Raw genomic sequence first — 24,726 nt, 5'->3', positions numbered from 1 at the left:
CCGCCCGCGCATCCGGAGCCAAGTCCATGCCCCGCCCCAACATCCTTCTCATCACCGCGGACCAGTGGCGCGGCGATTGCCTCGGCGCGGCCGGCCACCCGGCCGTGCTGACGCCCAACGTCGATGCGCTGGCCGGAGACGGCACGCTCTTCGCCCGGCACTACGCGCCCTGCGCCCCCTGCTCGCCGGCGCGCGCGTCTCTCTACACCGGGCTTTACCAGATGAACCACCGGGTGATCTGGAACGGCGCGCCGCTCGACGACCGGTTCGACAATATCGCCCGCGCCGCCCGACGAGCAGGCTACCGTCCCACGCTCTTCGGATATACCGACACCGCCCCAGACCCGCGTCATCTCGCCCCCCGCGACCCCGCGCGGCAGACCTACGAGGGGCTGTTGCCGGGGTTCGAGCTGCGCCAGCCGCTTCCGGAAGACGACAGGCCGTGGATCTCGTGGCTAGCCGCCCGCGGCCGGGACGTCTCCGACCCCGAAACCATCCACCGCGTCCCGCCCGAACCCGGCGAGCGGATCTCGATGCAGCCACCGCGCTATGACGCCGACGAAACGCAGACCGCGTTTCTGACCGATGCGTTCCTGCGCTGGATGGGCGAGCAGGAGCGCGGCGCGCCCTGGTTCGCGCATGTCTCCTTCCTGCGCCCGCATCCGCCCTTTGCGGTGCCCGCGCCCTACAATCGCCTCTGCGACGTGGACGCGCTGCCGGACCCGGTGCGCGCCGGGAGCCCGGAAGCGGAGCCCGGCATCGCCCCCTGCCTAACGGCGGTGCAATACGCCCAGAAGCTCTCGGGCTTCGTGCCGGGCGCGGAGGGCCTCGTCCGCGATCTCTCCCCGCGTGACCTGCTTCGGCTGCGCGGGATCTACCTCGGCATGATCGCCGAGGTCGACGCACAGATCGGGCGGCTCGTCGCAGGCCTGAAAGCCGCAAAGGCCTTCGAGGACACGCTGATCGTCTTCACCTCCGATCACGGCGAGATGCTGGGCGATCACTGGATGATGGGAAAGGGCGGCTTTCACGAGCAGAGCTACCACATCCCGCTCGTCCTGAAGGTGCCCGGCGGCAAGGGCGGGCAGCAGGTCGAGGCCTTCACATCCGCCGTCGACATCTATCCGACCCTCTGCGAGGCGATGGGCGTGCACCCGGGCCACGCGCCCGACGGCGAGACGCTGCTGCCCTTCTGCAAGGGCGGGCAGCCCGAGGCATGGCGAGACGCCGCACTCTGGGAATACGACTTTCGCCACCTGGCGGACCGGCCGAGCCAGATCGCGGACGGACTCACCCCGGAGGATTGCGTGCTCGTGTGCCGCCGGGACGCGGAGACGCTCTATGTCCACGCCCCGAGGCGGCCCCCGCTCCTGTTCGACCTCGCGTCGGACCCGGGATGCCTGAGCAATGTGGGCGAGCGGCCCGAGGCGCTGGCAACGCGCCTGCGCTGCGCCGAGGCCCTGCTGGGCGAGCGCGCACGGCTGGCGGACCGCACGCTGGCGCAGCACCTTGTCTGGGATCACCCTGCCTCGGCCTGAGCGCCCGGCTCAGCCCTCGACCTCGGGCGTCGGCCGCCCGGCAACACGGTTTGCCAGCAGCTGCCCGGTGCCGCAGGCCTGGGTCCAGCCGTTGGAACCATGCCCGAGGTTGAGCCAGAGCCCCCGTGGACCGCGCGGCTCGACGATGGAGGGGCCGCCGGGTGTCATCGGTCGAAAGCCGTGCCACGTCTCGGCCTCGGCATAGTTTCCTGCACCGGGGAACAGCGCCTCCACGCGGGCGCGGAGCGCGGCAAGGACCGGAGCCGGCATCGAGGCGTCGAACCCGGCCAGCTCGGCCACACCGGCCGCGCGGATGCGATTGCCGAGCCGCGAAACCATCACCTTGGAATGCTCGTCCATGATCGAGGAGCGCGGGGCGCGCGCCCTGTCTTCAACCTCGCAGGTCAGGGAATAGCCCTTCACCGGGTAGACGGGCACCCGTACGCCGAGCGGCGCCAGCAGATCGCGCGCCCAGGGGCCGATCGCGACGACCACGGCCTCGGCCTCGAAGGAGCCGGCATCTGTGTCCGCCCCGGTCACCTTCCCGCCCGATGCCCGCAGCCGCTCGACCGTCACACCGTAGTTGAACAGAACGCCCCGCGCCGCCGCCAGGTCCGCCAGCGCGCGGCAGAACAGGTGGCAATCGCCGGTCTCGTCCGTCGTCAGGTGCAGACCGCCGGTGAAGGTCAGGGACGAGTTGGCAAGCGCCGGCTCGATCCCACCCAGATCCTCGGGCGCCACCAGCCGGTGGGCGATCCCGAGGCTCTCCAGAACACCGGCCGAACGCCGGCCGCCCTCCGCCTCCTCCGGCGTGGAGAAGAGCTGCAGGATCCCGTCGGAGGCGTTGTCGTAGGCGATCCCGGTTTCCTCGCGCAGCGCGCGCAGACAGGCCATCGAATAATGCGCCACCCGCTGCATCCGGGCCTTGTTCTGCTTGAAGCGGGCGGTGGTGCAGTTGCGCAGGAACTCGCCAAGCCAGAGCCATTGCTGCGCATCGAAACGCGGGCGGATCTTGAGCGGCGCCTGCTCGGCCGCCATCCACCGCAGCGCCTTGAGCGGCATGGCGGGCGTTGCCCAGGGGCCTGCGAAGCCGGGGCAGACGCCGCCGGCATTGCCGTAGCTCGTGGCAAGCCCCGGCCCCTCCAGCCGCTCCAGCACGGTGACCTCGTGGCCGTCCTTCGCCAGGTACCAGGCGCTGGTCACGCCCACCACGCCCGCGCCGAGAACGAGGATCCGCATGCGCCGGCCCCCTCAGTAGGTGCCGGGGTAGGAGCCGCCGTCGATCAGCAGGTTCTGCCCGGTCACAAAGCCCGAATGCTGGCTGCAGATAAAGGCGAACCAGGCCCCGATCTCCTCCGGACGACCGTAGCGGCCCGCCGGGTTGGCCTTGGCGCGCGCGCTCCAGACCTCGTCGAAACTCGGTCCGTCGCCGGTCAGCATCCCCTCGATATGCTCGCGCTGCGCATCGCTGTCGACGATCCCGGGCAGCAGGTTGTTGACGGTCACGCCCCGCGCGATGGTCTGGCGCGCAAGTCCCGCAGTGAATCCGACGAGCCCGGAACGGGCACCGTTCGACAGGCCCAGCTCGAGCTGCGGGATCTTGACCGAGCGCGAGACGATGTTGACGATCCGCCCCCAGCCGCGCTCCATCATCCCGTCCACGGTGGCGCGCATCATCAGGATCGGCGGGATCATCATCAGCTCCACCGCCGAGATCCATTCGTCGCGGTCCCAGTCGCGAAAATCGCCCGGCGCCTTGCCGCCCGCGTTGTTCAGCAGGATGTCGGGGTCCGGACAGGCCGCGATGATCGACGCGCGCCCTTCCTCCGTGGTCACGTCTGCCGCGACGGTATGGACGGTGGCCCCGGTCGCCCGGCGGATCGCCTCGGCGGTTTCTTCCAGGGGGCCTGCGGAACGGGCGCAGATGGTGATCTCGCAGCCCTCCCGCGCCAACGCCTCGGCGCAGGCCCGCCCCATCCCGCGGCTCGCGCCGGTCAGCAGGGCCCGTTTGCCGGCAATTCCAAGATCCATCAGGTATCCTCGTCTTCGGTAAGGGCGCGCGCCTCGACCAGGGCGCTCAGGGCGGCGCAGGCCTGACCGAGCCGCGAGGTGCCGCGATCCCCGGTCAGCACGTTGGGGTTGCCGTTGTGCTCTCGCCCCGTCTCCGCGTCGGGCGCGTACCAGGCGCCGGTCGGCATCACCAGCACGCCCGGGCGCTGGCCGGGAGCGATCCGTGCGGTCGCGCGACAGCGCCCGCGCGCATTGAACAGCTCCATCGGCGCGCCATCGGCAACGCCGAGGCGTGCGGCATCCTCGGGGGCGATCCGACAGGTGGCCGGCTTCTGCTCCTTCACCTGCCAGAGCTGGCTGTGCAGCTGTTTCGGTGGCTGATTGGTGACGAGATGGAACTGTCCCGCCTCGGCCGCGCCCAGCCATTCGTGCGGCGGCAGCCAGCTCGGGTGACCGGGGCAATCGTCATAGCCGAAGCCCGCGACCGTGGCGGAGGTCAGCTCGATCCGGCCCGAGGGCGTAGGCAGGGCATGGACTTCGGGATCGGCGCGGAAGTCCTCCAGCAGCACCTCCGGCCGCTCGGGCAGCGGGATGCGGACGCACCCCCGGTCGCGAAGACCGGCGAGATCGGGCAGATCCACCCCCTCCTTCGCGGCCTTCGCCAGGCTGCCGGCCCACATCCGTTCGAGCCAGCCATCGTCGTCCAGTCCTTCGTCGTAGGATTCGCGGCACCCCAAGCGGTCGGCCAGGGCGCGGAAGATGTCGATATCGTTGCGGGAGTGATGCACCGGCGGGATCAGCCGAGGCATGAAGAAGACATGCGGATCGCGGGAAGTGCCGCCGATATCGTCGCGTTCCAGCGTCGTCGTGGCGGGCAGGACGATGTCGGCACGGCGAGCCGTCGCCGTCCACCACGGATCCTGCACGATCACCGTTTCGGGCCGCGCCCAGGCGCGCTCCAGCCGGCCGAGATCCTGCGCGTGGTGGAACGGGTTGCCGCCGGCCCAGTAGACCAGCCGCACATCCGGGTAGGTGACTTGCCGCCCGTTGAACGCGATGGTCTCGCCGGGGTTCAGGAATGCATCGGCGAAGCGGGCGACCGGGATCGCGATGCCCTTGTTGGGCAGGCCCGGGAGCGACGGCACGAAGCCCTTGCGGGCCTCGCCGCCGACAGCGTTCATCGATCCGTAGCCAAAGGAGAAACCGCCTCCCGGCAGACCGATCTGGCCCAGCATGGCGGCCAGTGCGATCAGGGCCCAGAAGGGTTGTTCGCCGTGATCGGCCCGTTGCAGCGCCCAGGCCGCAGTCAGCATCACGCGGCCGCTGGCGATCGCCTCCCACAGGTTCCGCAGTTCGGCGACCGGTACGTCGGCGAGAGCCGCGGCCCAGTCGAGCGTCTTGGGCTGGCCGTCGATTGCGCCGCGCAGGTAGTCGATGAAGGGCGCAGCGCCGGTCGTGTAGCGCTCGAGGAACTCCATATCGGCCCGCCCCGTCGCCAGCGCCTCTTGGGCGAGTGCCAGCATGATCGCGGTGTCGGAGCCCGGGCGCGGGCGGATCAGCACCGCGTCGAGGCCGGGCGGGACATCCTCGGGTTGCGGCGACAGGATGAAGAACTTGACGCCGCGCGCCTGCGCACGGGCCACGGCCTTGGGGATGTGGAATTCCCCTGCCCCGCCGGAACTCACCCGCCAGTTCTTGGGATTGAGCCCGCCGAAGGCCACGACCACATCGCCATCTTCGGCGATGCTCCGCCAGCAGGTCGCGGCGCCGGAGACCGCGTCGGCCGTGCCCAGCACATGGGGCAGGATCGCATGGGCCGCGCCCCAGGAATAGTTCGAGATCTGGTCGGTGAAGCCGCCGGCGGCGGCGAGAAAGCGGCGGACCTGGCTGCGCGCGTGGTGCAGCCGCCCGGCGGAGGACCAGCCGTAGGAGCCGCCGAAGATCGCCGTCGGCCCGTGCATTGCGTGAACGCGGGAAAGCTCGGCCGCGACGAGGTCGAGCGCGGTGGGCCAGTCCACCGGCACCATCTCCTCCCGCCCGCGCCCCGCGCCACCGGCTTCCGGGCCCTGCGCGAGCCAGCCGCGCCGCACATGCGGCCGGTCGATGCGGAGCGGCGAGTGCACCCAGTCCGGCAGGGCGCCGATCATGTCGGGATCGGCGCCGCTTCCCGGCAGCGGGCGCGCCGCCACCAGGCGCCCGTTCGAGACGTCGGCCTCGAACGCGCCCCAGTGGCAGAGGCTGATGCCCGTGGTGACGGTCATCGCCCGGCGCCTATTCGGCGGCGAGGCCGGGCTTGGGGACGAAGCCGTATTTCTCGACGAGTCCGAGGTCGCGCACCGCGTCGAGCCCTTTCTGCAGGATCTCCGGTCGCGCCGGCTGCAGCGGTTTGCGCAGCGGGCCGGACGGCAGGCCGATGACGCGCATCAGGGTCTTGATCGAGACCGGGTTGATGGTCGAATAGGCGTAGTGAAGCATGGAGAGGTTGTCGAGCCAGGCGGCGCGGCAGGCAAACGCGTCTTCGCCGGTCTCCCAGGGCTTCGAGATCACCGCCATTTCCTGCGGGATGATGTTGCCGGTCATGTTCGCCGTGCCGTGCCCGCCGAGCGCCATGGTCGGGATCACCAGGCCGAGGTTGGGCGAGCAGCAGCACATGATCGACATGTCCGGCTTCGCCGCACAGACCTGCGCCACCTGTCCGACACGGGTGGTCGATTCCTTCAGCACCACCATGTTGTCGTGCTTCGCCAGCTTCAGCAGGTTGTCCCAGTGCAGGTCGGTCTTCACCCGCGGCGGGTTGTTGTAGAAACCCATGGCGAGGTCGGTGCTGTCGAGCACCTCCATCGTGAAATCGGTGATCGCGTCGTTGTCGGCGCAGATATAGGCCGGCGCGGCAAGGATCGCCCCGTCGGCGCCCTCGGCCTTGGCATAGCGGGCATAGTCGATGGTGGTCGAGGTGTTGTTGCCGGTGATGCCGTAGTACATCAGCATGTTGCCGGGCTTCATCTTCACCGTCTCGGTGATGATCGCCTTGCGCTCCTCGGGCGAGAGCATCGAGACCTCGCCGGTCGAGCCCATGATGAGCACCGCCTCGGTGCCGTTCTCCGCATGCCAGTTGAGCAGCGTGCGGAAGCCTTCGAAGTCGATGGAGCCGTCCTCGTTCATGGGCGTGACAAGGGCGACGAAGGAGCCTTTGGGTTTGATGTGGGGCACGGGTAAACCTCCGGGTCAGAAGAGTTCGGGAACCAGCAGTTTGGGCAATCCGAGAATGATGTTTGGGAACCACAGAGAGAGGATCCCGACGGAAATGGTGAGCAGGCAGATCGGTGCAGCGGCCAGCATGGCGCGGCCGAGCGAGGCGCCTGCTATCTGCGAGGCGATGAGCAGACAGATGCCGTAGGGCGGTGTGACGAGCCCGACCGACAGGATCACCGTCGAGAGCACCCCCATGTGGACCGGGTGCACGCCGGCGGTTTCGCTGAGCGCCTGGATGATCGGCAGAAAGATCAGCGTGGCGGAGATCGGGTTCAGCACCATGCCGACGAGCAGCAGGAAGCCGATCAGCATCAGCATGATGAGATAGCCGTTCGAGGTCACGCCGAGGATGAAGTCCACCACGATCTTCGACGCGCCGAGATAGGCGATCAGCCAGCCGAAGATGCCGGCCCCGGCGACGGTGAACATCGGGATGGCGAAGTCGATGCAGCCATCGGCGAGGATCCTGGGCAGGGCGGCGAGCGGGATGTCGCGATAGACCACCAGCGACAGGAACAACGCCCAGAGCACGGCCGCGATGGCGCCCTCGGTCGGGGTGAAGAAACCGCCGACAATGCCGCCAAGCACGATCACCGGGATCATCAGCGGCGGCAGCCCGCGCCAGACCACCTTGGCGGCCTTCTTCACGCCCGGAAAGGGATTGGCCGGATAGCCGTAGCGGACCGCGAGCACGTAGGTGTAGGCCATCATGAAGAGGCCCGCGAGCAGCCCCGGCACCACGCCACCGACGAACAGCGCGCCGATCGAGACATTTCCGAAGGCGCCGTAGACGATCAGGATGATCGAGGGCGGGATGATGACGCCGAGCGTCGAGGAGGCCGCGGTGAGGGCCGCGGCGAAGGCGGGCGGGTAGCCGGCCTTCTTCATCGCCGGGATCAGGATCGAGCCGACCGAAGCCGTGTCGGCCGCCGCCGATCCGGAGAGGGAGGCAAAGACCATCGAGACGAAGACGTTGACATGCCCCAGCCCGCCCCGAACGTGACCCACGGTGGCATCGGCCACGTTGAGCAGCCGCTCGGTGATCGAACCTGCGTTCAGGATCCGGCCGAGCAGCATGAAGAAGGGCACCGCCAGCAGCGTGAAGCTGTCGATCCCGGCGTACATCTGGTTGACGACGGAGATCAGGGGCAGGTCTTCGAGCAGGATCACCAGCGCCGAGGAAAGGATCAGCGAAAAGCCGATATTCACCCGCAGCGCGACCAGCACGAAGAACGACAGGATCAGTGTGACCAGGGGGTTCATCGCACCGCCTCCCCGCGCTCGGCGACAAGGCGCATCGAGGCCTCCACGAGGTAAAGCATCATCAGCCCCCCGGAAACCGGCAGCGGCAGGAACATCCAGAAGCGCGAGATGTCGAGCGACTGGACCGTCGCCGTCTTGCGCACCATTGCCAGTTCCCAGCCGTAATACAGAAGCAGCCAGGCCACTGCGAAGCCGGCCAACAGCGCCACGGCATCGGCCAGCAGGTTGAGCGGCCTGTTGCCTTCGGGGAGCATGTCCACGCGGTAATGCGCGCCCGTCCGGAGGCCCACAGCCGCACCGAAGAAAATCAGCCAGGCGAAGAGCAGTTGCGCCACGTCGGATGTCCAGATCAGCGGGCTCATCAGCACGTTGCGCGCCAGAACCTGCAACGCGACCGTGGCGATCAGCGCGGCAAAGGCGATCCACATCAGAACTCTGACGACCCGGGTAACCAGATCGCAAAGACGGGTCAGCATGGCGGTGTCCGGATCAAGAGAAATCGCCCGCCCCGGGGAGGGGCGGCGGGGCGGGCGAGGCACAGGTCACTCGGTGAGGAGTTCGTATTCCTCGACCAGGTCGAGTTCCTCGGCGAGTTGCACCTGCATGGGGGAGACGACCTCGATGAAGGGCGCCTTGTCGGGGATGGTGACGCTGACACCGTGTTCGGTCTTCAGCGTCTCTACGAGGGCGTCGTCGTAGCCCTTGGCCTTTTCGACGCCGAAGCTGTTCGCCGCCTGCGCGGCCGCCAGGACGACGGCCTGCATGTCCTCGGGAAGCTTGTCCCAGGTCCGCTGCGAGATCGATGTGTGGTTGACCTGGATCGTATGCGCCGTCAGCGCAAGATTGGGCGCCACCTCGTAGAGCTTGGAGCCGGTATAGCCCGGCAGCGAACTTTCCATCGCGTCGGCCACGCCGGTCTGCATGGCGGCATAGAGCTCGCCCCAGGCGACGGTCACCGGCAGCATGCCGAAGGCCGCCCAGGTCTTGCTGTCCATCGGCGACGGCGGGGTGCGCATCTTGAGCCCGTCGATATCGCCCGGCCCTTCGACCGGCACCGAGACGGTGGACATGTTGCGCGTGCCCGACGCGCCGAGCGCGAGCAGCTTCATGCCGACGCTGCGCTCCTCGTAGACCTGCTGGAAATGCGCCTCGACGGCGGAGCCGGGGCCGACCTTCTCGAGCGCCTGGTCCATATCCTGGAACAGGTAGGGCATGGTGAAAATGGAATATTCCGGGATCTGCTGGGCCGCGTTGGAGGTGGTCGAGATCATCATGTCGATGGTGCCGAAGCCGATCTCGCCGATCACCGCGGGGTCCTGCCCGAGCTGGCCGGAATCGAAGATCTCTACCTCGATCGCGCCGCCGCTCTCGGCCTCGACCTGCTCCTTGAAGGCCGCGGCCATGTCGTTGTACGGGTGCGGCGACTTTACCAGAGTGTGGACCCGCAGCGTGTAGTCGGCCGCCATGGCGGCGCCGGACGACAGGAGGGCGAGGGCGGCTGCGCTCAGCCCCAGTGAGGCACGTCTGGAAAGTCTCATTGGCGGTCCCTGTTTGATTTATCCGTTGTCGTATATGGAAAGTCTTCCCTAGCGACAGGATAAGATCAAATATTAATGCCGGATTGGATCATGCATTTTTGTTATGACCTTCGGTGACGATGTCGGCGTGATCGGAAAGCACTTCGTTAAGCACCTCCAGGAAAGCGAGCCCCGCGCGGGACAGCGGCACATCGCGGGATTTCATGATCTGGAACTCGAAGGGAATGCGCGGCGCGAAGGGCACGCTGACAAGGCTGCGCCCAAAGATCCTGGGGGTGATCGGATCGACAATCGCGATCCCCACCCCGAGCGACGCCAGCCCGCAGGCGGAATAGGAAGGCTGGGTCTCGGCCACGATATTGGGCAGGACGTCGGCCTCGGCAAAACACTGCATCATGTAGCTGTAGGTGAGCGTGCGGTAGTTCAGCGCCACCAGCGGCTGTCCGTCGAGATCCTTCGGCGTGATCCGGGCACGGCCGGCCAGCGGGTGATCGGGCGACATCACGCAGACGCAGTCGCTGTTGAAGGCCGCGAGCACGTCCACGTCGGTCCGCCCCGGCAGCGTCTGCGCGAGCCCGAGGTCGATCTGCCGCGCCGCAAGCAGGTCGAGGATGCGGGGCGATGTGTGCACGTCATGGGTGATTCCGATCCCGGTGTGGTCGGCTGTGAAGCGGGAAACGGCCAGGGGGATGATCTCGAAACTGACCATCGGCATGGAGGCGACGCGAAAGGTCGCCCGTTGCAGCGTCCGGATCTCGTCGGCCACCTGCGCGAGCCGGTCGAGCCCGTAGAACATGCGCTCGACCTCGGGAAAGAATTCATAGGCCTCCGCCGTCGGTTGCACCCGCCCGCCGGTCCGCAGCAGGAGCGGAAAGCCGAGAGAGGCTTCCAGGTCGGCCACGAGCCGGCTGACCGCGGGCTGCGAGACATTGAGCGCCTGCGCTGCGGCGGTGACCGAACCGTGGCGCATGACCATCCGAAAGGCGTTGACCTGCTTCTGATTCATCCCTGCCGCGCCTTTCCAGCTTGCACTTCCCACCAGACCATAACATTTACGCATGACATTACCATATTTTGGAATTTGACAGCATGGAGTCCGGCCCACAACATGCGCCCGGTACGAACAAGGCGACCCGGTGCAGGATTTCCCAGTTTCAGAACAGCGAACCTTTCGACTGCCCTCGGGCACGGAGCTGCGGTGCCGGACGGCCGGCGCGGGACCTGCGGTGCTGTTCCTGCACGGGATCGGCGGTCATTCCGGCCAATGGTCCCCTATCGCCGACGGGCTGACCACCCGCGCGACCACCCTCTGCTGGGATGCGCGGAACTATGGCGGCAGCCATGGGCCGACCGTCGCGGGCATGGCCGATTTCGCCGACGATCTGCTGGCACTTCTGGATCTACTGGATCTCGAGCGAGTGATCGCCGTCGGCCATTCCATGGGCGGCCGCATCCTGATCGAGGCCGCCTGCCGCGCGCCGGAGCGCTTTGCCGGGCTGGTGCTTTCGGGGGCGCAGGCCGCGCACCTGGCGCATATGACGGAGGCGGAGCGGGAGATCTATCTCGGCCGGCGACGCGCCATGTTCGACGGCGAGACCGTCACCCCCGAGATCGCGGCGCGCGTTGCCGACAGCGTGCTCGCCCCGGATGCCCCGGAGGCCGCCCGCACTGCGCTTTCGGCCGACTTCCAGGCGCTTCGCCGCGATGGCTACCTCTCTGCGCTGAACGGCTCCATCGGCTGGGATCGCCGCGGCGACCTGCCCGCGCTGACGATGCCCGTGGCCCTCGTAACCGGCACGCATGACAGCGTCTGCCCGCCCTCCGAATCCCGGGCCATCGCCGAGGCGCTGCCCGACGCCCGCCTGACCCTGCTGGACGGCATCGGGCACATGCCGCAGCTGGAGGCCCCGGAGGCCTGCATCCGGCTGATCGACGACTTCCTCGCGCGCCACGCCTCCGGCGCCTCCACGACCGACCTTTCCGGGAAAGCCCCATGACCGACACGACAGACCTCGCCACGATCCCCGCCGACCTGCTGGCCGAGGCCTATCGCGCCCGGCGGCTGAGCCCCGTGGAGGTGACCGAGGCCGTGCTCGCCGCGTTCGACGCGGTGGAGCCCTCGATCAACGCCTTCGTCCATGTCGACCGCGACGGCGCGCTGGCGCAGGCCCGGGCCGCGGAGGACCGCTTCACCATGGGCGAGCCGCTAGGCCCTCTCGATGGCGTGCCGGTGTCGATCAAGGACATGCTGCTCACCAAGGGCATGCCCACGCGCAAGGGCTCCCGCACAACCGATCCGGACGCGCCGCAGGACACCGACGCGCCCTCCGTGGCACGGCTCCGCGCACAGGGGGCAGTGCTCTATGGCAAAAGCACGACCACCGAGTTCGGCGGCAGCCCCTATTCCCGCAGCCCGCTGACCGGCGACACCCGCTCGCCCTGGCACCTCGGCTATGGCTGTTCCGGTTCTTCCATGGGCGCGGCGGCGCATCTGGCCGCGGGCGTCGGCACGCTGGCCGTCGGCAACGACGCGGCGGGCTCTATCCGCATGCCGGCGAGCTTCGGCGGCTGTTTCGGGCTGAAGCCCAGCTTCGGCGTGGTCGCCAACTGGCCGCCCAGCGCGGCGGGCATCCTCGGCCATACCGGCCCGATGAGCTGGGGTGTGAGCGAGGGGGCGATGCTGCTCGCCGCCATGGCCGGACCCGCGCGATCCCTATTCGCTGCCGCGGCTCGAAGCGATGCTGGCAGCGGGGCCCGAAGACGGCGTCGCCGGGCTGCGGATCGCCTACAGCCCCGGCCTCGGCATCCGCTCCCCGGATATCCAGGTACGGGAAGCCTGCGACGCGGCCGCGGCCACCTTCGCGGCCCTCGGCGCCACGGTGGAAGAGGCCGATCCCGATCTCTCCGGGCTGTTCCCGGCCTACGACTGCCTGCGGATCTGCAATCGCGCCGCGACATATCGCGCGAACGGCGCCAGCCAGGCGCGCGACGAGATGGACGAGCTGGTCGCGCGCGTGCTCGATCAGGCCGAGGCCTATGACACCGATGCCTACATCGCCGCGCTCGGCACCCGCGAGGCGCTCGCGGCCCGGATGCGGGCCTTCCACGAGACCTACGACCTGCTGATCTGCCCGACCATGGCGGTGCCGCCGCTGCCGATCGGCGCCGGGCCGGAGCCGAAGGACGCGCATTGGTACCAGATCGACGGCGATATCTGGTCGCCCTACACCTTCGTTTTCAACATGACCCACCAGCCGGCGGCCAGCATCCCCTGCGGACTCACGCGGCCGGACCCGGCAAGCGGCCTGCCCGGTGGCCTGCCGCTCGGGCTGCAGATCGTGGCCGCACCGTTCAGTGACGACCTCGTCCTGCGCGCCGCCCGTGCCTTTGAGGCCAGCCGCGAATGGAAACGTCCCAGCTTCCCCTTCCGGTCGGACGCGATGGCGGCGGAATGAGGATCGCAATCGTCGGATTTCAACACGAAACCAACAGCTTTTCGCCCGGAGTTACCACGGCCGAAGCCTTCGGAACCCCGTTCGGCTGGCCACGCCTGAGCCGGGGCGAGGAACTGCTGGAGCGCCTGCCTGGCACCGCTGTGCCCTCGGCCGGAGCGCTGGCTGCTCTGCAGGCCGCAGGCGGCACGCCGGTCCCGATCTTCTGGGCCATCGCCCTGCCCTCCGCCCCCGTGGACCACGCGGCCTTCGAAGGCTATCGCGACGAGATCCTCGACGGACTCCGCGCCGCGCTGCCGCTCGACGGCGTGTTCCTGGAACTCCACGGCGCGATGGCCACGACCGAGGAGGAGGATGCGGAGGGGGCGATCATCGCGGCCGTCAGGGACCTCGTGGGTCCCGATCTGCCGATCGTGGTGTCACTCGACCTGCACACCAACCTGACGCAGCGCATGGTCTCCTGCGCGGATTTCCTCGACGCCTACCGCACCTATCCGCATGTGGACATGTCGGAGACGGGCGCCCGGGCGATGCGCCGCCTGATCAGCTTCGTCAACGGGGCGCCCCGTCCCGCCGCCGCGTTCCGCGAAGTGCCGTTCCTGCTCCCGCTGACGGCGCAGGCGACCGGGGCGGAGCCAGTCTGCCGCCTCTACCGAGCGGCGCAGGAAGCCGGAGGCGACGGGCGGGACGTAACGCTGACGCTCGGCTTTCCGCTGGCCGATATCGCCAGCGCCGGCCCGGCCATCGCCGCCTACGCGCCCGATGCGGCCACGGCCGAGGCTCTTGCCGAGGCGCAACTCGCGCTCTGGACCGCCGCCGAGGCGGAGTTCGCCGCACCGATCCTGCCCCCGGCAGAGGCCATCGCCGCGGCCCGCGCCGTGCCTCCCGGTCCCGGCCCCGTCGTGCTCGCCGATGTGCAGGACAACCCCGGCGGCGGCGGCACGAACGACACGACCGGCCTGCTGCAGGCGATGGTCGACGCAGGCCTCGACGGCGCGCTCCTCGTCCACATCGCCGATGCGGAGGCCGTCGCCGCCGCCAGGGCGGCCGGGCCGGGAGCGGAGATCGACGTCGACCTCGGCGGCAGATCCGATCCGGAGACCGGCGCACCGGTGCCTGGGCCCTGGCGTGTGTGCCGCCTCGGAGACGGGCGCTTCACCGGACAGGGGCCGATGTATTCCGGCAACGCGATCGACATGGGACGGGTGGTGCTGCTCGAGCGCAACGGCGTTCAGGTCATCGTCGCAGCCGGGCGGATGCAGGCTTCCGAGCCCGCGCTGATCCGCCACCTTGGGATCGAACCGGCAGAACTGCCGTTCCTCGCGGTGAAAAGTTCCGTCCATTTCCGCGGCGCCTACCAGGAGATGGCCCGCGAGATCCTCCATGTCGACGCGCCCGGCCGCGTGACCATGGACCTGACCAGATTGCCGTACCGGAGGGCGCTGCGTCCGCCCGCCGGCACCCGGAGGAACTCCGGGCAAGACACGGAAAAATCATAATAAACGGCGCAGGAAGGCCCTTTTTCAGTTCAACAGGAGACGACCACATGAATTTCCGCAAACTCTGCCCGCTTGCCGCCGGCATCGGCCTGCTTGCTGGCCCGGTGCTGGCCGGTGCAGCCGACAACGGCCTGACCATCGGCATGGGCGAGGAGCTCCCGAGCTTCGACGGCTACATCTCGACTTCGCGCGACGGCGTGGTCATGACCCGGCACCTGTTCGACATGCTGATCTACCGCAACCCGGAAACCTTCGAGTTCGAACCGCTGCTGGCCACCGAATGGAGCCGGGTGGATGACCTGACCTGGGAGTTCAAGCTGCGCGAGGGCGTGACCTTCCACGACGGCTCGGAGTTCAACGCCGACGACGTCGTCTGGACCCTCAACCACTACGCCGACCCGGAATCCGGGGCGCGCTCGCAGGCGTCGGTGAGCTGGATCGACAAGGTCGAGGCCGTCGACCCAATGACCGTGCGCATCGTCTCCAAGGAGCCGTTCCCCGCGGCGCTGGAATTCGTCTCCGGATCGCTGCCGATCTATCCCTCGGACTACGTCGAGAGCGTCGGCCTGCAGGAATTCGGTCAGGCCCCGATCGGCACCGGCCCCTACAAGTTCACGCCGGGCGACAGCAACAGCTACACGCTGACGGCCTACGAGGGCTATTACGAAGGCGGCGGCAAGGGCACGCCGGCCATCGGCACGCTGACCTTCCGCATCATCCCCGACACCGCCACCCGGATCGCCGAACTCATCGGCGGCGGCGTGGAATGGATCTGGAACGTGCCGGCCGACCAGGTCGCCCAGCTCGGCACCCTGCCCCACCTCCGGGCCGAGCTCGGCTCGACGATGCGGATCGCGATGATCGGCATGGACGCCGCCGGGCGCGCCAACCCCGACTCGCCCTTCAAGGACGAACGCGTGCGCCGCGCCGTAAACCACGCCATCGACCGCGACACCATCGTCGCCAACCTTGTGGGCGGAGACGGCGAGGTGATCGACGTGCCCTGCTACCCCGCGCAGTTCGGCTGCGTGACCGAGGCTGCGACCACCTACGAATACGACCCCGAGAAGGCCAAGGCGCTTCTGGCCGAGGCGGGATATGGCGAGGGGTTCAAGGTCCGGATGAACTCCTACCGTGACCGCGCTCGCGCCGAGGCCGTGCAGAGCTACCTCGCCGCCGTCGGGATCGAGGCCGACCTAGAGATGCTTCAGGCCCGCGCCTCCTTCTCCGCCTGGCGCGAAGGCAACGTGGACATCTGGTACGGTGACTGGGGCAGCTTCTCCATCGGCGACGCCTCCGCCTCCACCGGCAACTTCTTCGACGGCTCGACCAACGACGGCGCCCGCGACGAGGAAATCATCGGCCTCGTTCAGCAGGCGGCCACGACGGTCGACGAGGCGGAGCGCGAGGCGCTCTATTCCGACGTGATCGGCAAGATCACCGAGCGGGCCTACTGGGTGCCGATGCACACCATCGTCATGGGCTATGGCTATGCCGACGGGCTGAACTTCACCCCGAACGTCGACGAACTGCCGCGCTTCTTCCTCGCTTCCTGGAACTAACTCCGGCAGGGATATCGCGCCGGGCGGCCCACCCCGCCCGGCGCCACGTTTCAAGGACCCTTCGATGCTCGGTTTCCTCTTCCGCCGCAGCCTGCTCGCGCTGTTCGTGGTCTTCGCGATCTCGGTGATCACCTTCGTGCTGAGCCATGTCGCCGTCGATCCCGCGACCGGCATCGCGGGCGACAGCGCCACCGACGCCGACCTGGCCGCGATCCGCGTGCAATACGGCTTCGACCAGCCGCTGATGACGCAATACGCCGGCTACCTCGCCGATCTCGCCCGCGGCGACCTGGGGCGCTCCTACCTTTCCGGCGAGCCGGTCGGGCAGATCATTGCCGAACGCGTGCCCGCGACGGCACTGCTTGCCTGCCTGTCCCTGCTCTTCGCGCTCGGCATCGCCATCCCGCTCGGCGTGCTGGCCGCACTGCATGCGAATTCCTGGCTCGACCGTATGGCGCTGACCCTCGCCGTCGTCGGTCAGGCGGTGCCGAACTTCTGGGCCGGGCTGCTGCTGATCCTGCTGTTCGGGATCAAGCTCGGCTGGCTGCCGATCTCCGGCAGCGACAGCCTCGCCCATTTCATCCTGCCGGCGATCACCCTCGGCTCCTTTGCCATGCCCGCGCTGATGCGGCTGGTGCGGGCCGGGATGATCGAGGTGCTGGAGGCCGACTACATCCGCACCGCTCGCGCCATGGGACTGGGCGAAGGACAGATCCTGTTCAAATACGCGCTGCGCAACGCCGTGCTGCCGGTGATCTCGCTCACGGCGGTGCAGTTCGGCTTCATGCTGGGCGGCTCCATCGTCGTCGAGTCGATCTTCGCGGTGCAGGGCGTGGGTTATCTCGCCTGGCAATCGATGAGCCGCTCCGACATGCCGGTGATCCAGGCCATCGTGCTGCTGATCTCGATGATCTACATCCTGCTGACGCTCTTCGCCGACCTCGCCAACGCAGCCCTCGACCCGCGCATCCGGAGCAAGGCATGACCGATACCTCTCCCGACACCACCGCCGGCGCTCCGGCGATCCGCCGCCTCTCGGTCCGCAAACACCTCGGTTTCATGATCGGCGCCGGAATCCTCGGCGCGATCGTCCTCGTCGCCGTTTTCGCCCCGCTGATCGCCCCGCACGACCCCTATGCGCAGGAGCTGGCGCTGCGTCTCAAGCCGCCGTTCTGGCATGATGGCGCCGAGCCGGGCTACCTGCTCGGCACCGACGCCCTGGGGCGCGACTATCTCAGCCGCATGATCTATGGCGCGCGGATCTCCGTCGCGCTCAGCTTCGGCGCGATCCTGATCTCCGGGCTGATCGGCATCACGCTCGGCATGGTCGCGGGCTATTTCGGCGGCTGGGTCGATACCGCGATCTCCGCCCTCATCACCACGCGGCTTTCGCTGCCTGTCGTGCTGGTGGCGCTCGCCATTGTCTCCATCGTCGGCGGCTCGCTGACGGTGGTGCTGCTGGTCATCGGCCTGCTGCTATGGGACCAGTTCGCGGTGGTCGCCCGAACCGCGACGATGAAGCTGCGCAATGCCGAATATGTTGCCTCGGCCCAGGCGATGGGCGCCTCGCGCTTCCACATCCTGACCGCCGAACTCCTGCCCAATATCTCCGCACCCTTGATCGTGGTCGCCACCGTCGAGATGGCGAACGCGGTGCTGATCGAGGCGGCGCTGTCTTTCCTCGGCCTTGGCGTGCAGGCGCCGCTGCCGTCCTGGGGGCTGATGCTGTCGGAGGGCAAGAATTTCATGTTCTTCAGCCCTTGGGTCATCACCCTGCCGGGGCTATGCCTGTTCTTCCTGACGCTCTCGATCAACCTGTTGGGCGACGGGCTGCGCGACATCCTGGGAGCCCGCCGATGACCCTGGACACCACCGCCGCCGCAGGCGCGATCACCGTGCGAGACCTGCATGTGCGAATCGGCGAGGTCCATGCCGTGCGCGGCATCGACTTCACGCTGTCCGCCGGCCGGACGCTCGCGCTGGTGGGCGAGAGCGGGTCCGGCAAGTCCATGACTGCGCTCGCGCTCATGGGGCTGAACCCGCCGGGCGCGCGGGTGACAGCCGAACGGCTGGCGCTGGACGACGGCACGACGCCGCAGAACGCCCGCGGCGACCGGATCGCCATGATCTTCCAGGAGCCGATGACGGCGCTCAATCCCGTCTTCACCATCGGAGACCAGCTTTGCGCCGTCTATCGGCGGCACCGCGGCGGGTCGATGCGCGCGGCGCGGGAACGCGCGGTGGAGCTTCTGGACCGTGTCGGCGTCCCCTCGGCCCGAACCCGGCTCGGCCAGTACCCGCACATGATGTCCGGCGGACAGAGGCAACGCGTGCTGATCGCCATGGCGCTGATGTGCGAGCCCGATTTCCTGATCGCGGACGAGCCCACCACGGCGCTTGACGTCACAACACAGGTGAAGCTGCTGGACCTGCTGGCCGGCCTGCGGGACGAGTTCGGGCTGGGGATGCTGTTCATCACCCACGATCTCGGCGTCGTCGCTCGCATCGCCGACGACGTCGCGGTGATGAAACATGGCGAGATCGTCGAGACCGGCCCCTGCGCCCGCGTCCTGACCGCGCCCGAACATTCCTATACCCGGAGCCTGATCGACAGCCTGCCGCAGCCGGTTCCGCCCACGGCGCATGACGGCGCGGCGCCGGTCCTGTCGGCGCATGGGCTGGGCCGGGTCTATCCTCCCCGCGGCATGTTCGGCGGCACGCCTTTCCGAGCGCTCACGGACGCGTCGCTGAGCCTCTCGAAGGGCGAGGTTCTGGGCATTGTCGGGGAAAGCGGCTGCGGCAAGAGCACGCTCGCCCGCATCCTGATCGGCCTCGACCGCCCGACCGAGGGCCGGGTGGAGCTTGGCGGCGAGGACATGCGGAATTTGCCGCAAAAGCTGCGCGCCCGGCGGATCCAGCCGGTGTTCCAGGACCCGTTCGGCTCGCTCAACCCGAGCTGGACGATCCGGCGCATCCTCGACCTGCCGCTGCGACTGCACACCCAGCTGGACACCTCCGCCCGCAAGGCGCGGGTGCTGGAGCTGCTCAAGGACGTGGGATTGCCGGAACGGGCCGCCGAGGCCACACCCCGCGCGCTTTCCGGCGGGCAACGCCAGCGGGTCGCGATTGCCCGCGCGCTCGCAGCGGAACCGCAGATCCTGATTTGCGACGAACCCACCTCGGCGCTCGACGTGTCAGTGCAGGCGCAGGTGCTTGAGCTTCTGCGCGGCCTGATCCGGGAGCGCGACCTGTCGATGGTCTTTATCAGCCACGACCTCGCGGTGGTGCAGGCGATCTGCGACCGGGTCATCGTGATGGACTTGGGCCGGATCGTCGAGGAAAGCGCGACCGACCGCCTTTTCGCGGCGCCCCGGCACGCGCGGACACAGGCACTCAAGGACGCAGTGCTGGAATTGCCGGACACCGGCACAACCTGAGACGGGAGAGACCAGATGGACATGGGGATTGCCGGCCGGCACGCGCTGCTGACCGGAGCCAGCAAGGGCATGGGCCGCGCCTGCGCGGAACGGCTGGCCCGCGAGGGCGTGGCGGTGACGCTGGTGGCGCGGGGCGCCGAGGCGCTGGAACGGACCGCCGCCGAGATCCGGGACGAGACCGGCGCGGAGGTCGCCACCGTGACGGCCGACATCACGACGGAAGCCGGCCGCGCCGCGGCGTTGGCCGCCTGCCCGGAGCCGGACATCCTGCTCAACAATGGCGGCGGCAAGCCGCCCGGGGATTTCCGCGACTGGCGGCGCGAGGACTGGATCTCGGCGCTCGACATGATGATGCTGGCGCCGATCGAGATGATCCGGCTCACCTTCGACGGCATGGTGGCGCGCGGCTACGGGCGGATCGTCAACATCGCCGCGCGCGGCGTGAAGATCCCGCAGGTCGAGCTTGGCCAGTCGAACGGCGCACGCACGGGGCTCGTGGGCTTCTGCGCCGGGCTGGCGCGCGAGGGAATCGCCCGCAACGTGACGATCAACACCATCCTGCCCGGCATCGTCGAGAGCGACGGCCAGCGCCAGCACGTCGCCCGGCTGGCGGAGACCACGGGTCGCAGCTTCGACGAGATCTGGGAGAGCCGCGCGGCCTCCAGCCCCGCCAAGCGCTTCGGCCGGCCGGAGGAGATCGCGGCGCTCTTCGCCTTTCTCGCCTCGGATCATGCCGGGCTGATGACGGGGCAGTCGATCCTGATGGACGGCGGCGACTACCCGGGCCTGCTCTGACCCGTTCCGGCGCCGGACATTTCTGGCGCCGGGCTGATCTGGTTCAAGGACAAGCGCGCCCCGCGGGTGGAGCATGACGGCGGTCCGCCGTCTGAATCGGTTCCTGCATGACTCCGGAAATCGCCTTTGTCCTCGTTCTCTTCGTTGCCGCCGCAATCCTGCTGGCGACCGAACGTATTCCGCCCGACGCGGTCGCGCTCCTGCTGCTGGTGCTGCTGGTCGCCTCCGGGATCATGGACGTGGCCTCGGCGCTTCAGGGACTCGCCAGCGAGGCGATCCTGATCCTTGCCTGCATCATGGTTCTGTCGCGCAGGCTCTCCGATTCCGGGATCATGAACCGCCTGACCGCCCGTCTGGCGGGCCGCAGCGAGCGCGCCCCGAGGAGCATCATGGTCCGGCTGATGCTGGCCTCCGCCGGGCTCTCGACCGTTGTCAGCAACACCAGCACGACAGCGGTGATGATGCCGCTGGCGCAGGACGCGGCGCGGCGGGCGAACTGCCGGCCGGGATTGTTCCTGATGCCGATGGCCTTCGCCTCCATCCTCGGCGGTTCGGCGACGCTGATCGGCACCTCGACCAACCTGGCTGCAAGCAGCGTGGTGACCCGGCTGGGCCTCGAGCCCTTCGGCCTGTTCGAGTTCTTCTGGGTGGGGCTCGCGGTGACCCTCGCCGGGGTGACGCTGATGGCGCTGGTCGGCGACAGGTTGATCGCGGCCGAGCCCGGAGACGCCGCCGACGCGCCGCCGGAGCCGCTCTTCATGGCCACCATCGCGATCGACGAGGCCGCGGCCGGCGGCGGCAAGCCGCTGTCGGAACTGGGCCTTGCGGATCTCGGGGTGACGCCGCTCGCCATCGACACCAGCAAGGGGCGGGTCGCCGTGCATCCCCGGCGCAAGCTGCACGCCGGCGACCGGGTGATCGTCCATGCCGATGCCGAGGCGCTGGCGCATCTCACCGGCGGCGGACGGCTCAGCCTGTTCGGGATAGGCGACGCGCCGCCCGGGCGCCAGTTCGCCCAGGCGGTGCTGCTGCCCGGCTCCCACTGGATCGGCGTCTCCGTCGCACGGATGCGTCAGGAGATCGGCGACGACATCACCGTCGTGGGGCTGCGCCGTCTCGGCACCGAGCAGGTCGCCCGGATCGGCCGCATGCGCCTGCGGGTCGGGGACATCCTGCTGATGGCCGGCACCGCGCAGGCGGTCGAACGCATCCGCGCGGATATCGACATCCACCTGCTCAGCCCCGACGCGCCGCCCCGGCCCACCCGCCGGGAGGGATGGTTCACGCTCGGGGCGATGCTGTCAGCGATCCTGCTCGGCGCTACCGGGGTTCTGCCGCTCGGCATCGCGCTTCTCGCTGCGGTGCTCGGGCTGGTGCTGACCGACCGCTTCTCGACGCAGGACGTCTTCGGAATGATCTCCTGGCGTGTGCTGATCCTGATCGGGGGCATGTCGAGCTTCGGCGCCGCGATGCTGGAAACCGGAACCGCGGAATGGCTGGCGCACCTGATCCTCGACTGGGTCGCCCCGTTCGGGATGACCGCAGTGCTGCTGTCGCTGTCGCTGCTGACCGTCGTGCTGACCCAGCCGATGTCGAACGCGGCGGCGGCACTGACGATCCTGCCCATCGCGCTGGCGCTGGCGCCAACGCTGGGGGTGGACCCGCGGCCGCTCGCCGTGGTGGTGACGCTCTCCGCCTCACTCTCCTTCATCGCGCCGCTGGAACCCGCCCTGCTGCTGGTCTACGGCCAGAGCCGCTACAGGCTGCTCGACTTCGTGCGCGCTGGCCTGCCGCTGACGGCTCTCTCCGTTCTGATCGTCGTCGGGCTCGTGCCGCGGATCTGGCCGCTCTGAAAACGGCCGTCAGCCCCTGCGGGTGATGTCGCGCATCGCCTCGAGCAGGTGCTCGACCTCCTCCAGCGAGTTGTAATGGCAGACCGAGACCCGCACGCAGGCCTCCAACCCCATCGGCGCGAGAATGTTGGCCGAGTAGTGGTCGGCCTTGCGGGTGTGGGTCCGGACACCGGCCTGGTTCAGCGCCTCGACGATCTCCGGCGCCTTCAGCCCGTCGACGGCAAAGGAGACGAGCCCCTCACGCAGCGGGTTCTCGACGCCGCCGACAATGGTCACACCCGGGATCTGCGCCAGCCCGGGCAGGTTGCCGGTACCGTGCAACATGGCGTCGGTGAGCTGTTTTTCATGAGCGTGGATCGCTTCGCCAGCGGCGACGATCCGTTCACGGGGGGCGTCGCTCTCGGTGAAATGGCTGCCCAGCCAGTCCAGATAGGCGACGACATCCGAGAAGGTCGCATAAGCGCCGGTGTCACGCGTGCCCATCTCCCAGGACGTGCCCGGCGCATCGAGCAGCGCGTCGCGCGGCAGCCCTGCAAGCCGGTCCGACACCCAGGCGACGCCATAGCCGTGTCGCGAGAACGCCTTGTAGGGCGAGATCACGTAGCCGTCGACGCCATAGGCGGCGAGATCGAGCCGCCCGTGCGCGGCGTGCTGGATACCGTCGACGATGATGAAGCACTCGGGCGCCACCGCCCGGATGCCGGCCGCGATCTCGGCGACGTCGACGCCCATGCCGGTCACGGGCGAGGTGTGCAGGATGGTCGCAACCCGCGTGTCGGGCGTGATCTCCGGCCGGTAGGCGGCCAGATCCACGCTCCCCCGCGCCACGTCATGCTCCACCAGCACATGCGCCTTGCCGCCGACCGGCGCATAGCGGGCGCAGGCGCTGCGGGAGGCCGGGTGCTCCAGCGTCGAGCCGAGGACGCGCCCGCCCTCCGGGGTGCCGAGGCAAGCCGTGCGGATCAGGCGGAACAGCAGCTCGGTCCCGCTCTCGCCGACGAAGAACTGGCCGCCTTCGGGGTTGAAGAAGCTCTGCATGTCCGCACGCGACCGGGCGATGGCGGCAACCAGCGCGTGCGACGCGACGTTCTCACGTCCCTGGTTGTCGGGGATCGCGGCATAATCCGCCGAGGTCTGCACCACCGACTTCAGCGTCAGTGCGCCGCCGGCATTCTCGAAGAACACCCGCTCGCCCTGGAAGGGGTCGCTGTCGACATGGGCGAAACGGCTGCGGATCTGGTCCAGAAGACCGGGGATGGTATCGAACATGCAAGCTCCCGTCAGATGCGCCCAACCTTTTCCGGCATACGCCGGGCTGAGTGTGATGGGCCTTTGTCGGCGTTATCGCACCGTGTCTCGCCACGTCAACCGAGGCCGTGAGGGTCGGGACGCCACAGGTAATACCGCCGATTGCGCCGCGTGGCGGGCTGGGCAATAGTTGCAAGGGATTTGAGCACGGATCCGGCCGGCGCAGGCCGGGCCCGCATCGGGGCACCATTGAACACTCCGCCTTCGGACCGACCGGTCCGGGCAATTTGAAACGCAATTCCGGGAGCCGGACCGCGCGCCCGGACCATCAAGGCAGCGGGCCGTGGCCCGGTTCACGACGCATTTTCAGGGAGAGAAGAACATGAGTCTGGTCAGCACATTGGCAAAGGTCGCCGCCGGCGTCGTCATCGCGAAGGGCGTCAAGGGCATGGTCTCGGGCGGCGCCGGCAGGACGGCGCAGCCGTCCGGTGCCGGACGGGCCTCCGCTGGGGGCGGGATCGAGGACATGCTCGGCCAGATCCTCGGTGGCGGCAGCGCACCGGGCGGCGCCTCGGCCGGCGGGCTGCAGGATATGCTCGGGCAGGTTCTGGGCGGCGGGACCGGCAGCCGGGGCGCCGCACCCGGCGGGAGTATCCAGGACATGCTGGGCCAGGTCCTCGGCGGCGGGGCCTCGCGTGGCGGCGCCTCCGGCGGGAGCCTTCAGGACATGATGGGCGCGATCCTTGGCGGCGGCGCGGGCGCGGCCGCCGGGCGTGGCGGCCTTGGCGGGGCGCTGAACGAGTTGAGCGAGCTGTCCCGGCCCGGCGGCGGAAGCGCCGGCGGCGGCTTCGGCGACAAGCTGAACCAGTCGCTTCAGAACTTCGGCGAGCCCGACGAGCCCCCGACGGCGGAGGAAGAGGACCTCGCCGCGGTCATGCTCCGGGCAATGATCCAGGCGGCCAAGTCCGACGGCACGCTCGACGAGACGGAAAAGCAGCGGCTGTTGGAACGGCTCGGACAGGTCAGCCAGGAGGAGGCCGATTTCGTGCAGGCCGAGCTGCAGCGTCCGGTCGATGCGACCGCGCTCGCCCGGTCCGTCCCGCGGGGCGCCGAGCAACAGGTCTACATGCTGGCGGCGATGGCGATCGACCTCGACCACAACAGCGAGGCGCGGTTCCTGCATGAGCTGGCGCAAGGGATGGGGCTGAGCGGGCAGGTCGCCAATGCGATCCACGACAAGCTCGGCCAGCCGCAACTCTACCGGTAGAACAGGGCAATC

The 24,726-nt window shown here is 68.8% G+C and carries 19 protein-coding genes and 1 pseudogene; 11 read left to right on the top strand and 9 right to left on the bottom strand.

The window, feature by feature from the left end; translation table 11 throughout:
- Window positions 1-26: 26 nt before the first annotated feature.
- Complete coding sequence (locus CHB86_RS02795) at window positions 27-1,538, top strand: sulfatase-like hydrolase/transferase (protein ID WP_089231068.1); 1,512 nt, start codon at window positions 27-29, stop codon at window positions 1,536-1,538.
- 9 nt (window positions 1,539-1,547) lie between these two features.
- On the opposite strand, the gene CHB86_RS02790 is transcribed toward CHB86_RS02795, so the two are convergent.
- The 8 genes from CHB86_RS02790 to CHB86_RS02755 form a co-directional block, all read right to left on the bottom strand.
- Entirely contained in the window at window positions 1,548-2,777 is a 1,230-nt protein-coding gene (locus CHB86_RS02790) for a D-amino acid dehydrogenase (RefSeq protein WP_089231066.1), read from the bottom strand.
- 12 nt (window positions 2,778-2,789) lie between these two features.
- Window positions 2,790-3,569 carry an SDR family oxidoreductase gene (locus tag CHB86_RS02785; RefSeq protein ID WP_089231065.1) on the bottom strand — a complete coding sequence of 260 codons (780 nt, stop codon included), beginning with the start codon at window positions 3,567-3,569 and terminating at the stop codon, window positions 2,790-2,792.
- Window positions 3,569-5,809: a molybdopterin-dependent oxidoreductase gene (locus tag CHB86_RS02780; RefSeq protein WP_089231063.1), complete on the bottom strand. Its 2,241-nt coding sequence runs from the start codon at window positions 5,807-5,809 to the stop codon at window positions 3,569-3,571. The genes CHB86_RS02785 and CHB86_RS02780 overlap by 1 nt, the downstream gene beginning before the upstream one ends.
- Before the next feature lie 10 nt (window positions 5,810-5,819).
- Window positions 5,820-6,758 (bottom strand): dihydrodipicolinate synthase family protein, encoded by a 939-nt coding sequence (locus tag CHB86_RS02775; RefSeq protein WP_089231061.1) that lies wholly within the window; start codon window positions 6,756-6,758, stop codon window positions 5,820-5,822.
- Window positions 6,759-6,773: 15 nt separating this feature from the next.
- The gene (locus CHB86_RS02770) at window positions 6,774-8,063 is read right to left on the bottom strand and encodes a TRAP transporter large permease (protein WP_089231059.1); all 1,290 of its coding nucleotides are present in this window, start codon (window positions 8,061-8,063) and stop codon (window positions 6,774-6,776) included.
- A complete protein-coding gene (locus tag CHB86_RS02765) occupies window positions 8,060-8,539 on the bottom strand; it encodes a TRAP transporter small permease (RefSeq protein WP_089231058.1) in 480 nt (159 codons plus the stop codon). Before CHB86_RS02765 ends, CHB86_RS02770 begins: the two co-directional genes overlap by 4 nt.
- Before the next feature lie 66 nt (window positions 8,540-8,605).
- On the bottom strand, window positions 8,606-9,601 hold the full coding sequence (locus tag CHB86_RS02760) for a TRAP transporter substrate-binding protein (RefSeq protein WP_089231056.1): 996 nt from the start codon (window positions 9,599-9,601) through the stop codon (window positions 8,606-8,608).
- Between the two features lie 88 nt (window positions 9,602-9,689).
- Window positions 9,690-10,607 carry a LysR substrate-binding domain-containing protein gene (locus CHB86_RS02755; protein WP_176442746.1) on the bottom strand — a complete coding sequence of 306 codons (918 nt, stop codon included), beginning with the start codon at window positions 10,605-10,607 and terminating at the stop codon, window positions 9,690-9,692.
- Between the two features lie 220 nt (window positions 10,608-10,827).
- Between CHB86_RS02755 and CHB86_RS02750 the strand changes: the two genes are divergently transcribed.
- The 9 genes and pseudogenes from CHB86_RS02750 (at window position 10,828) to CHB86_RS02705 (ending at window position 22,199) form a co-directional block, all read left to right on the top strand.
- Entirely contained in the window at window positions 10,828-11,598 is a 771-nt protein-coding gene (locus CHB86_RS02750) for an alpha/beta fold hydrolase (protein WP_176442745.1), read from the top strand.
- A pseudogene (locus CHB86_RS25335) lies at window positions 11,595-13,056 on the top strand (amidase family protein). The gene CHB86_RS02750 and the pseudogene CHB86_RS25335 overlap by 4 nt, the downstream one beginning before the upstream one ends.
- Window positions 13,053-14,552 carry a M81 family metallopeptidase gene (locus CHB86_RS02735; RefSeq protein ID WP_089231048.1) on the top strand — a complete coding sequence of 500 codons (1,500 nt, stop codon included), beginning with the start codon at window positions 13,053-13,055 and terminating at the stop codon, window positions 14,550-14,552. Before CHB86_RS25335 ends, CHB86_RS02735 begins: the two are co-directional and overlap by 4 nt.
- Window positions 14,553-14,599: 47 nt before the next feature.
- Entirely contained in the window at window positions 14,600-16,114 is a 1,515-nt protein-coding gene (locus tag CHB86_RS02730; protein ID WP_089231047.1) for an ABC transporter substrate-binding protein, read from the top strand.
- A gap of 64 nt (window positions 16,115-16,178) precedes the next feature.
- Entirely contained in the window at window positions 16,179-17,099 is a 921-nt protein-coding gene (locus CHB86_RS02725; protein WP_089231045.1) for an ABC transporter permease, read from the top strand.
- A complete protein-coding gene (locus CHB86_RS02720; protein ID WP_089231044.1) occupies window positions 17,096-17,974 on the top strand; it encodes an ABC transporter permease in 879 nt (292 codons plus the stop codon). The genes CHB86_RS02725 and CHB86_RS02720 overlap by 4 nt, the downstream gene beginning before the upstream one ends.
- Window positions 17,971-19,551, top strand: a complete 1,581-nt coding sequence (locus tag CHB86_RS02715) for a dipeptide ABC transporter ATP-binding protein (RefSeq protein ID WP_089231042.1) — start codon at window positions 17,971-17,973, stop codon at window positions 19,549-19,551. Before CHB86_RS02720 ends, CHB86_RS02715 begins: the two co-directional genes overlap by 4 nt.
- 15 nt (window positions 19,552-19,566) lie before the next feature.
- A complete protein-coding gene (locus tag CHB86_RS02710; protein WP_089231040.1) occupies window positions 19,567-20,346 on the top strand; it encodes an SDR family oxidoreductase in 780 nt (259 codons plus the stop codon).
- Window positions 20,347-20,453: 107 nt separating this feature from the next.
- Window positions 20,454-22,199, top strand: a complete 1,746-nt coding sequence (locus tag CHB86_RS02705; protein ID WP_089231039.1) for an SLC13 family permease — start codon at window positions 20,454-20,456, stop codon at window positions 22,197-22,199.
- A 9-nt stretch (window positions 22,200-22,208) separates the two neighbouring features.
- Here the strand turns inward: CHB86_RS02705 and CHB86_RS02700 are convergent, their stop codons facing one another.
- Window positions 22,209-23,468: an aminotransferase class V-fold PLP-dependent enzyme gene (locus CHB86_RS02700; protein ID WP_089231038.1), complete on the bottom strand. Its 1,260-nt coding sequence runs from the start codon at window positions 23,466-23,468 to the stop codon at window positions 22,209-22,211.
- Between the two features lie 361 nt (window positions 23,469-23,829).
- Here CHB86_RS02700 and CHB86_RS02695 point away from each other — a divergent pair, with 361 nt between their 5' ends.
- Window positions 23,830-24,714, top strand: a complete 885-nt coding sequence (locus CHB86_RS02695; RefSeq protein ID WP_245837707.1) for a DUF533 domain-containing protein — start codon at window positions 23,830-23,832, stop codon at window positions 24,712-24,714.
- Window positions 24,715-24,726: the final 12 nt, after the last annotated feature.

The sequence above is a fragment of the Tropicimonas sediminicola genome, assembly GCF_900188335.1.
In the GTDB taxonomy this organism is placed as follows: domain Bacteria; phylum Pseudomonadota; class Alphaproteobacteria; order Rhodobacterales; family Rhodobacteraceae; genus Tropicimonas; species Tropicimonas sediminicola.
This window is presented reverse-complemented; position numbering and strand designations above follow the sequence as displayed.

What these genes read in the sequence shown, in the direction of transcription:
- CHB86_RS02770 (WP_089231059.1), bottom strand. Translation starts at nt 8,063, where the DNA reads ATGAACCCCCTGGTCACACTGATCCTGTCGTTCTTCGTGCTGGTCGCG.
- CHB86_RS02780 (WP_089231063.1), bottom strand. Translation starts at nt 5,809, where the DNA reads ATGACCGTCACCACGGGCATCAGCCTCTGCCACTGGGGCGCGTTCGAG.
- CHB86_RS02715 (WP_089231042.1), top strand. Translation starts at nt 17,971, where the DNA reads ATGACCCTGGACACCACCGCCGCCGCAGGCGCGATCACCGTGCGAGAC.
- CHB86_RS02760 (WP_089231056.1), bottom strand. Translation starts at nt 9,601, where the DNA reads ATGAGACTTTCCAGACGTGCCTCACTGGGGCTGAGCGCAGCCGCCCTC.
- CHB86_RS02765 (WP_089231058.1), bottom strand. Translation starts at nt 8,539, where the DNA reads ATGCTGACCCGTCTTTGCGATCTGGTTACCCGGGTCGTCAGAGTTCTG.
- CHB86_RS02700 (WP_089231038.1), bottom strand. Translation starts at nt 23,468, where the DNA reads ATGTTCGATACCATCCCCGGTCTTCTGGACCAGATCCGCAGCCGTTTC.
- CHB86_RS02710 (WP_089231040.1), top strand. Translation starts at nt 19,567, where the DNA reads ATGGACATGGGGATTGCCGGCCGGCACGCGCTGCTGACCGGAGCCAGC.
- CHB86_RS02695 (WP_245837707.1), top strand. Translation starts at nt 23,830, where the DNA reads ATGAGTCTGGTCAGCACATTGGCAAAGGTCGCCGCCGGCGTCGTCATC.
- CHB86_RS02730 (WP_089231047.1), top strand. Translation starts at nt 14,600, where the DNA reads ATGAATTTCCGCAAACTCTGCCCGCTTGCCGCCGGCATCGGCCTGCTT.
- CHB86_RS02735 (WP_089231048.1), top strand. Translation starts at nt 13,053, where the DNA reads ATGAGGATCGCAATCGTCGGATTTCAACACGAAACCAACAGCTTTTCG.
- CHB86_RS02785 (WP_089231065.1), bottom strand. Translation starts at nt 3,569, where the DNA reads ATGGATCTTGGAATTGCCGGCAAACGGGCCCTGCTGACCGGCGCGAGC.
- CHB86_RS02790 (WP_089231066.1), bottom strand. Translation starts at nt 2,777, where the DNA reads ATGCGGATCCTCGTTCTCGGCGCGGGCGTGGTGGGCGTGACCAGCGCC.
- CHB86_RS02720 (WP_089231044.1), top strand. Translation starts at nt 17,096, where the DNA reads ATGACCGATACCTCTCCCGACACCACCGCCGGCGCTCCGGCGATCCGC.
- CHB86_RS02755 (WP_176442746.1), bottom strand. Translation starts at nt 10,607, where the DNA reads ATGAATCAGAAGCAGGTCAACGCCTTTCGGATGGTCATGCGCCACGGT.
- CHB86_RS02795 (WP_089231068.1), top strand. Translation starts at nt 27, where the DNA reads ATGCCCCGCCCCAACATCCTTCTCATCACCGCGGACCAGTGGCGCGGC.
- CHB86_RS02705 (WP_089231039.1), top strand. Translation starts at nt 20,454, where the DNA reads ATGACTCCGGAAATCGCCTTTGTCCTCGTTCTCTTCGTTGCCGCCGCA.
- CHB86_RS02725 (WP_089231045.1), top strand. Translation starts at nt 16,179, where the DNA reads ATGCTCGGTTTCCTCTTCCGCCGCAGCCTGCTCGCGCTGTTCGTGGTC.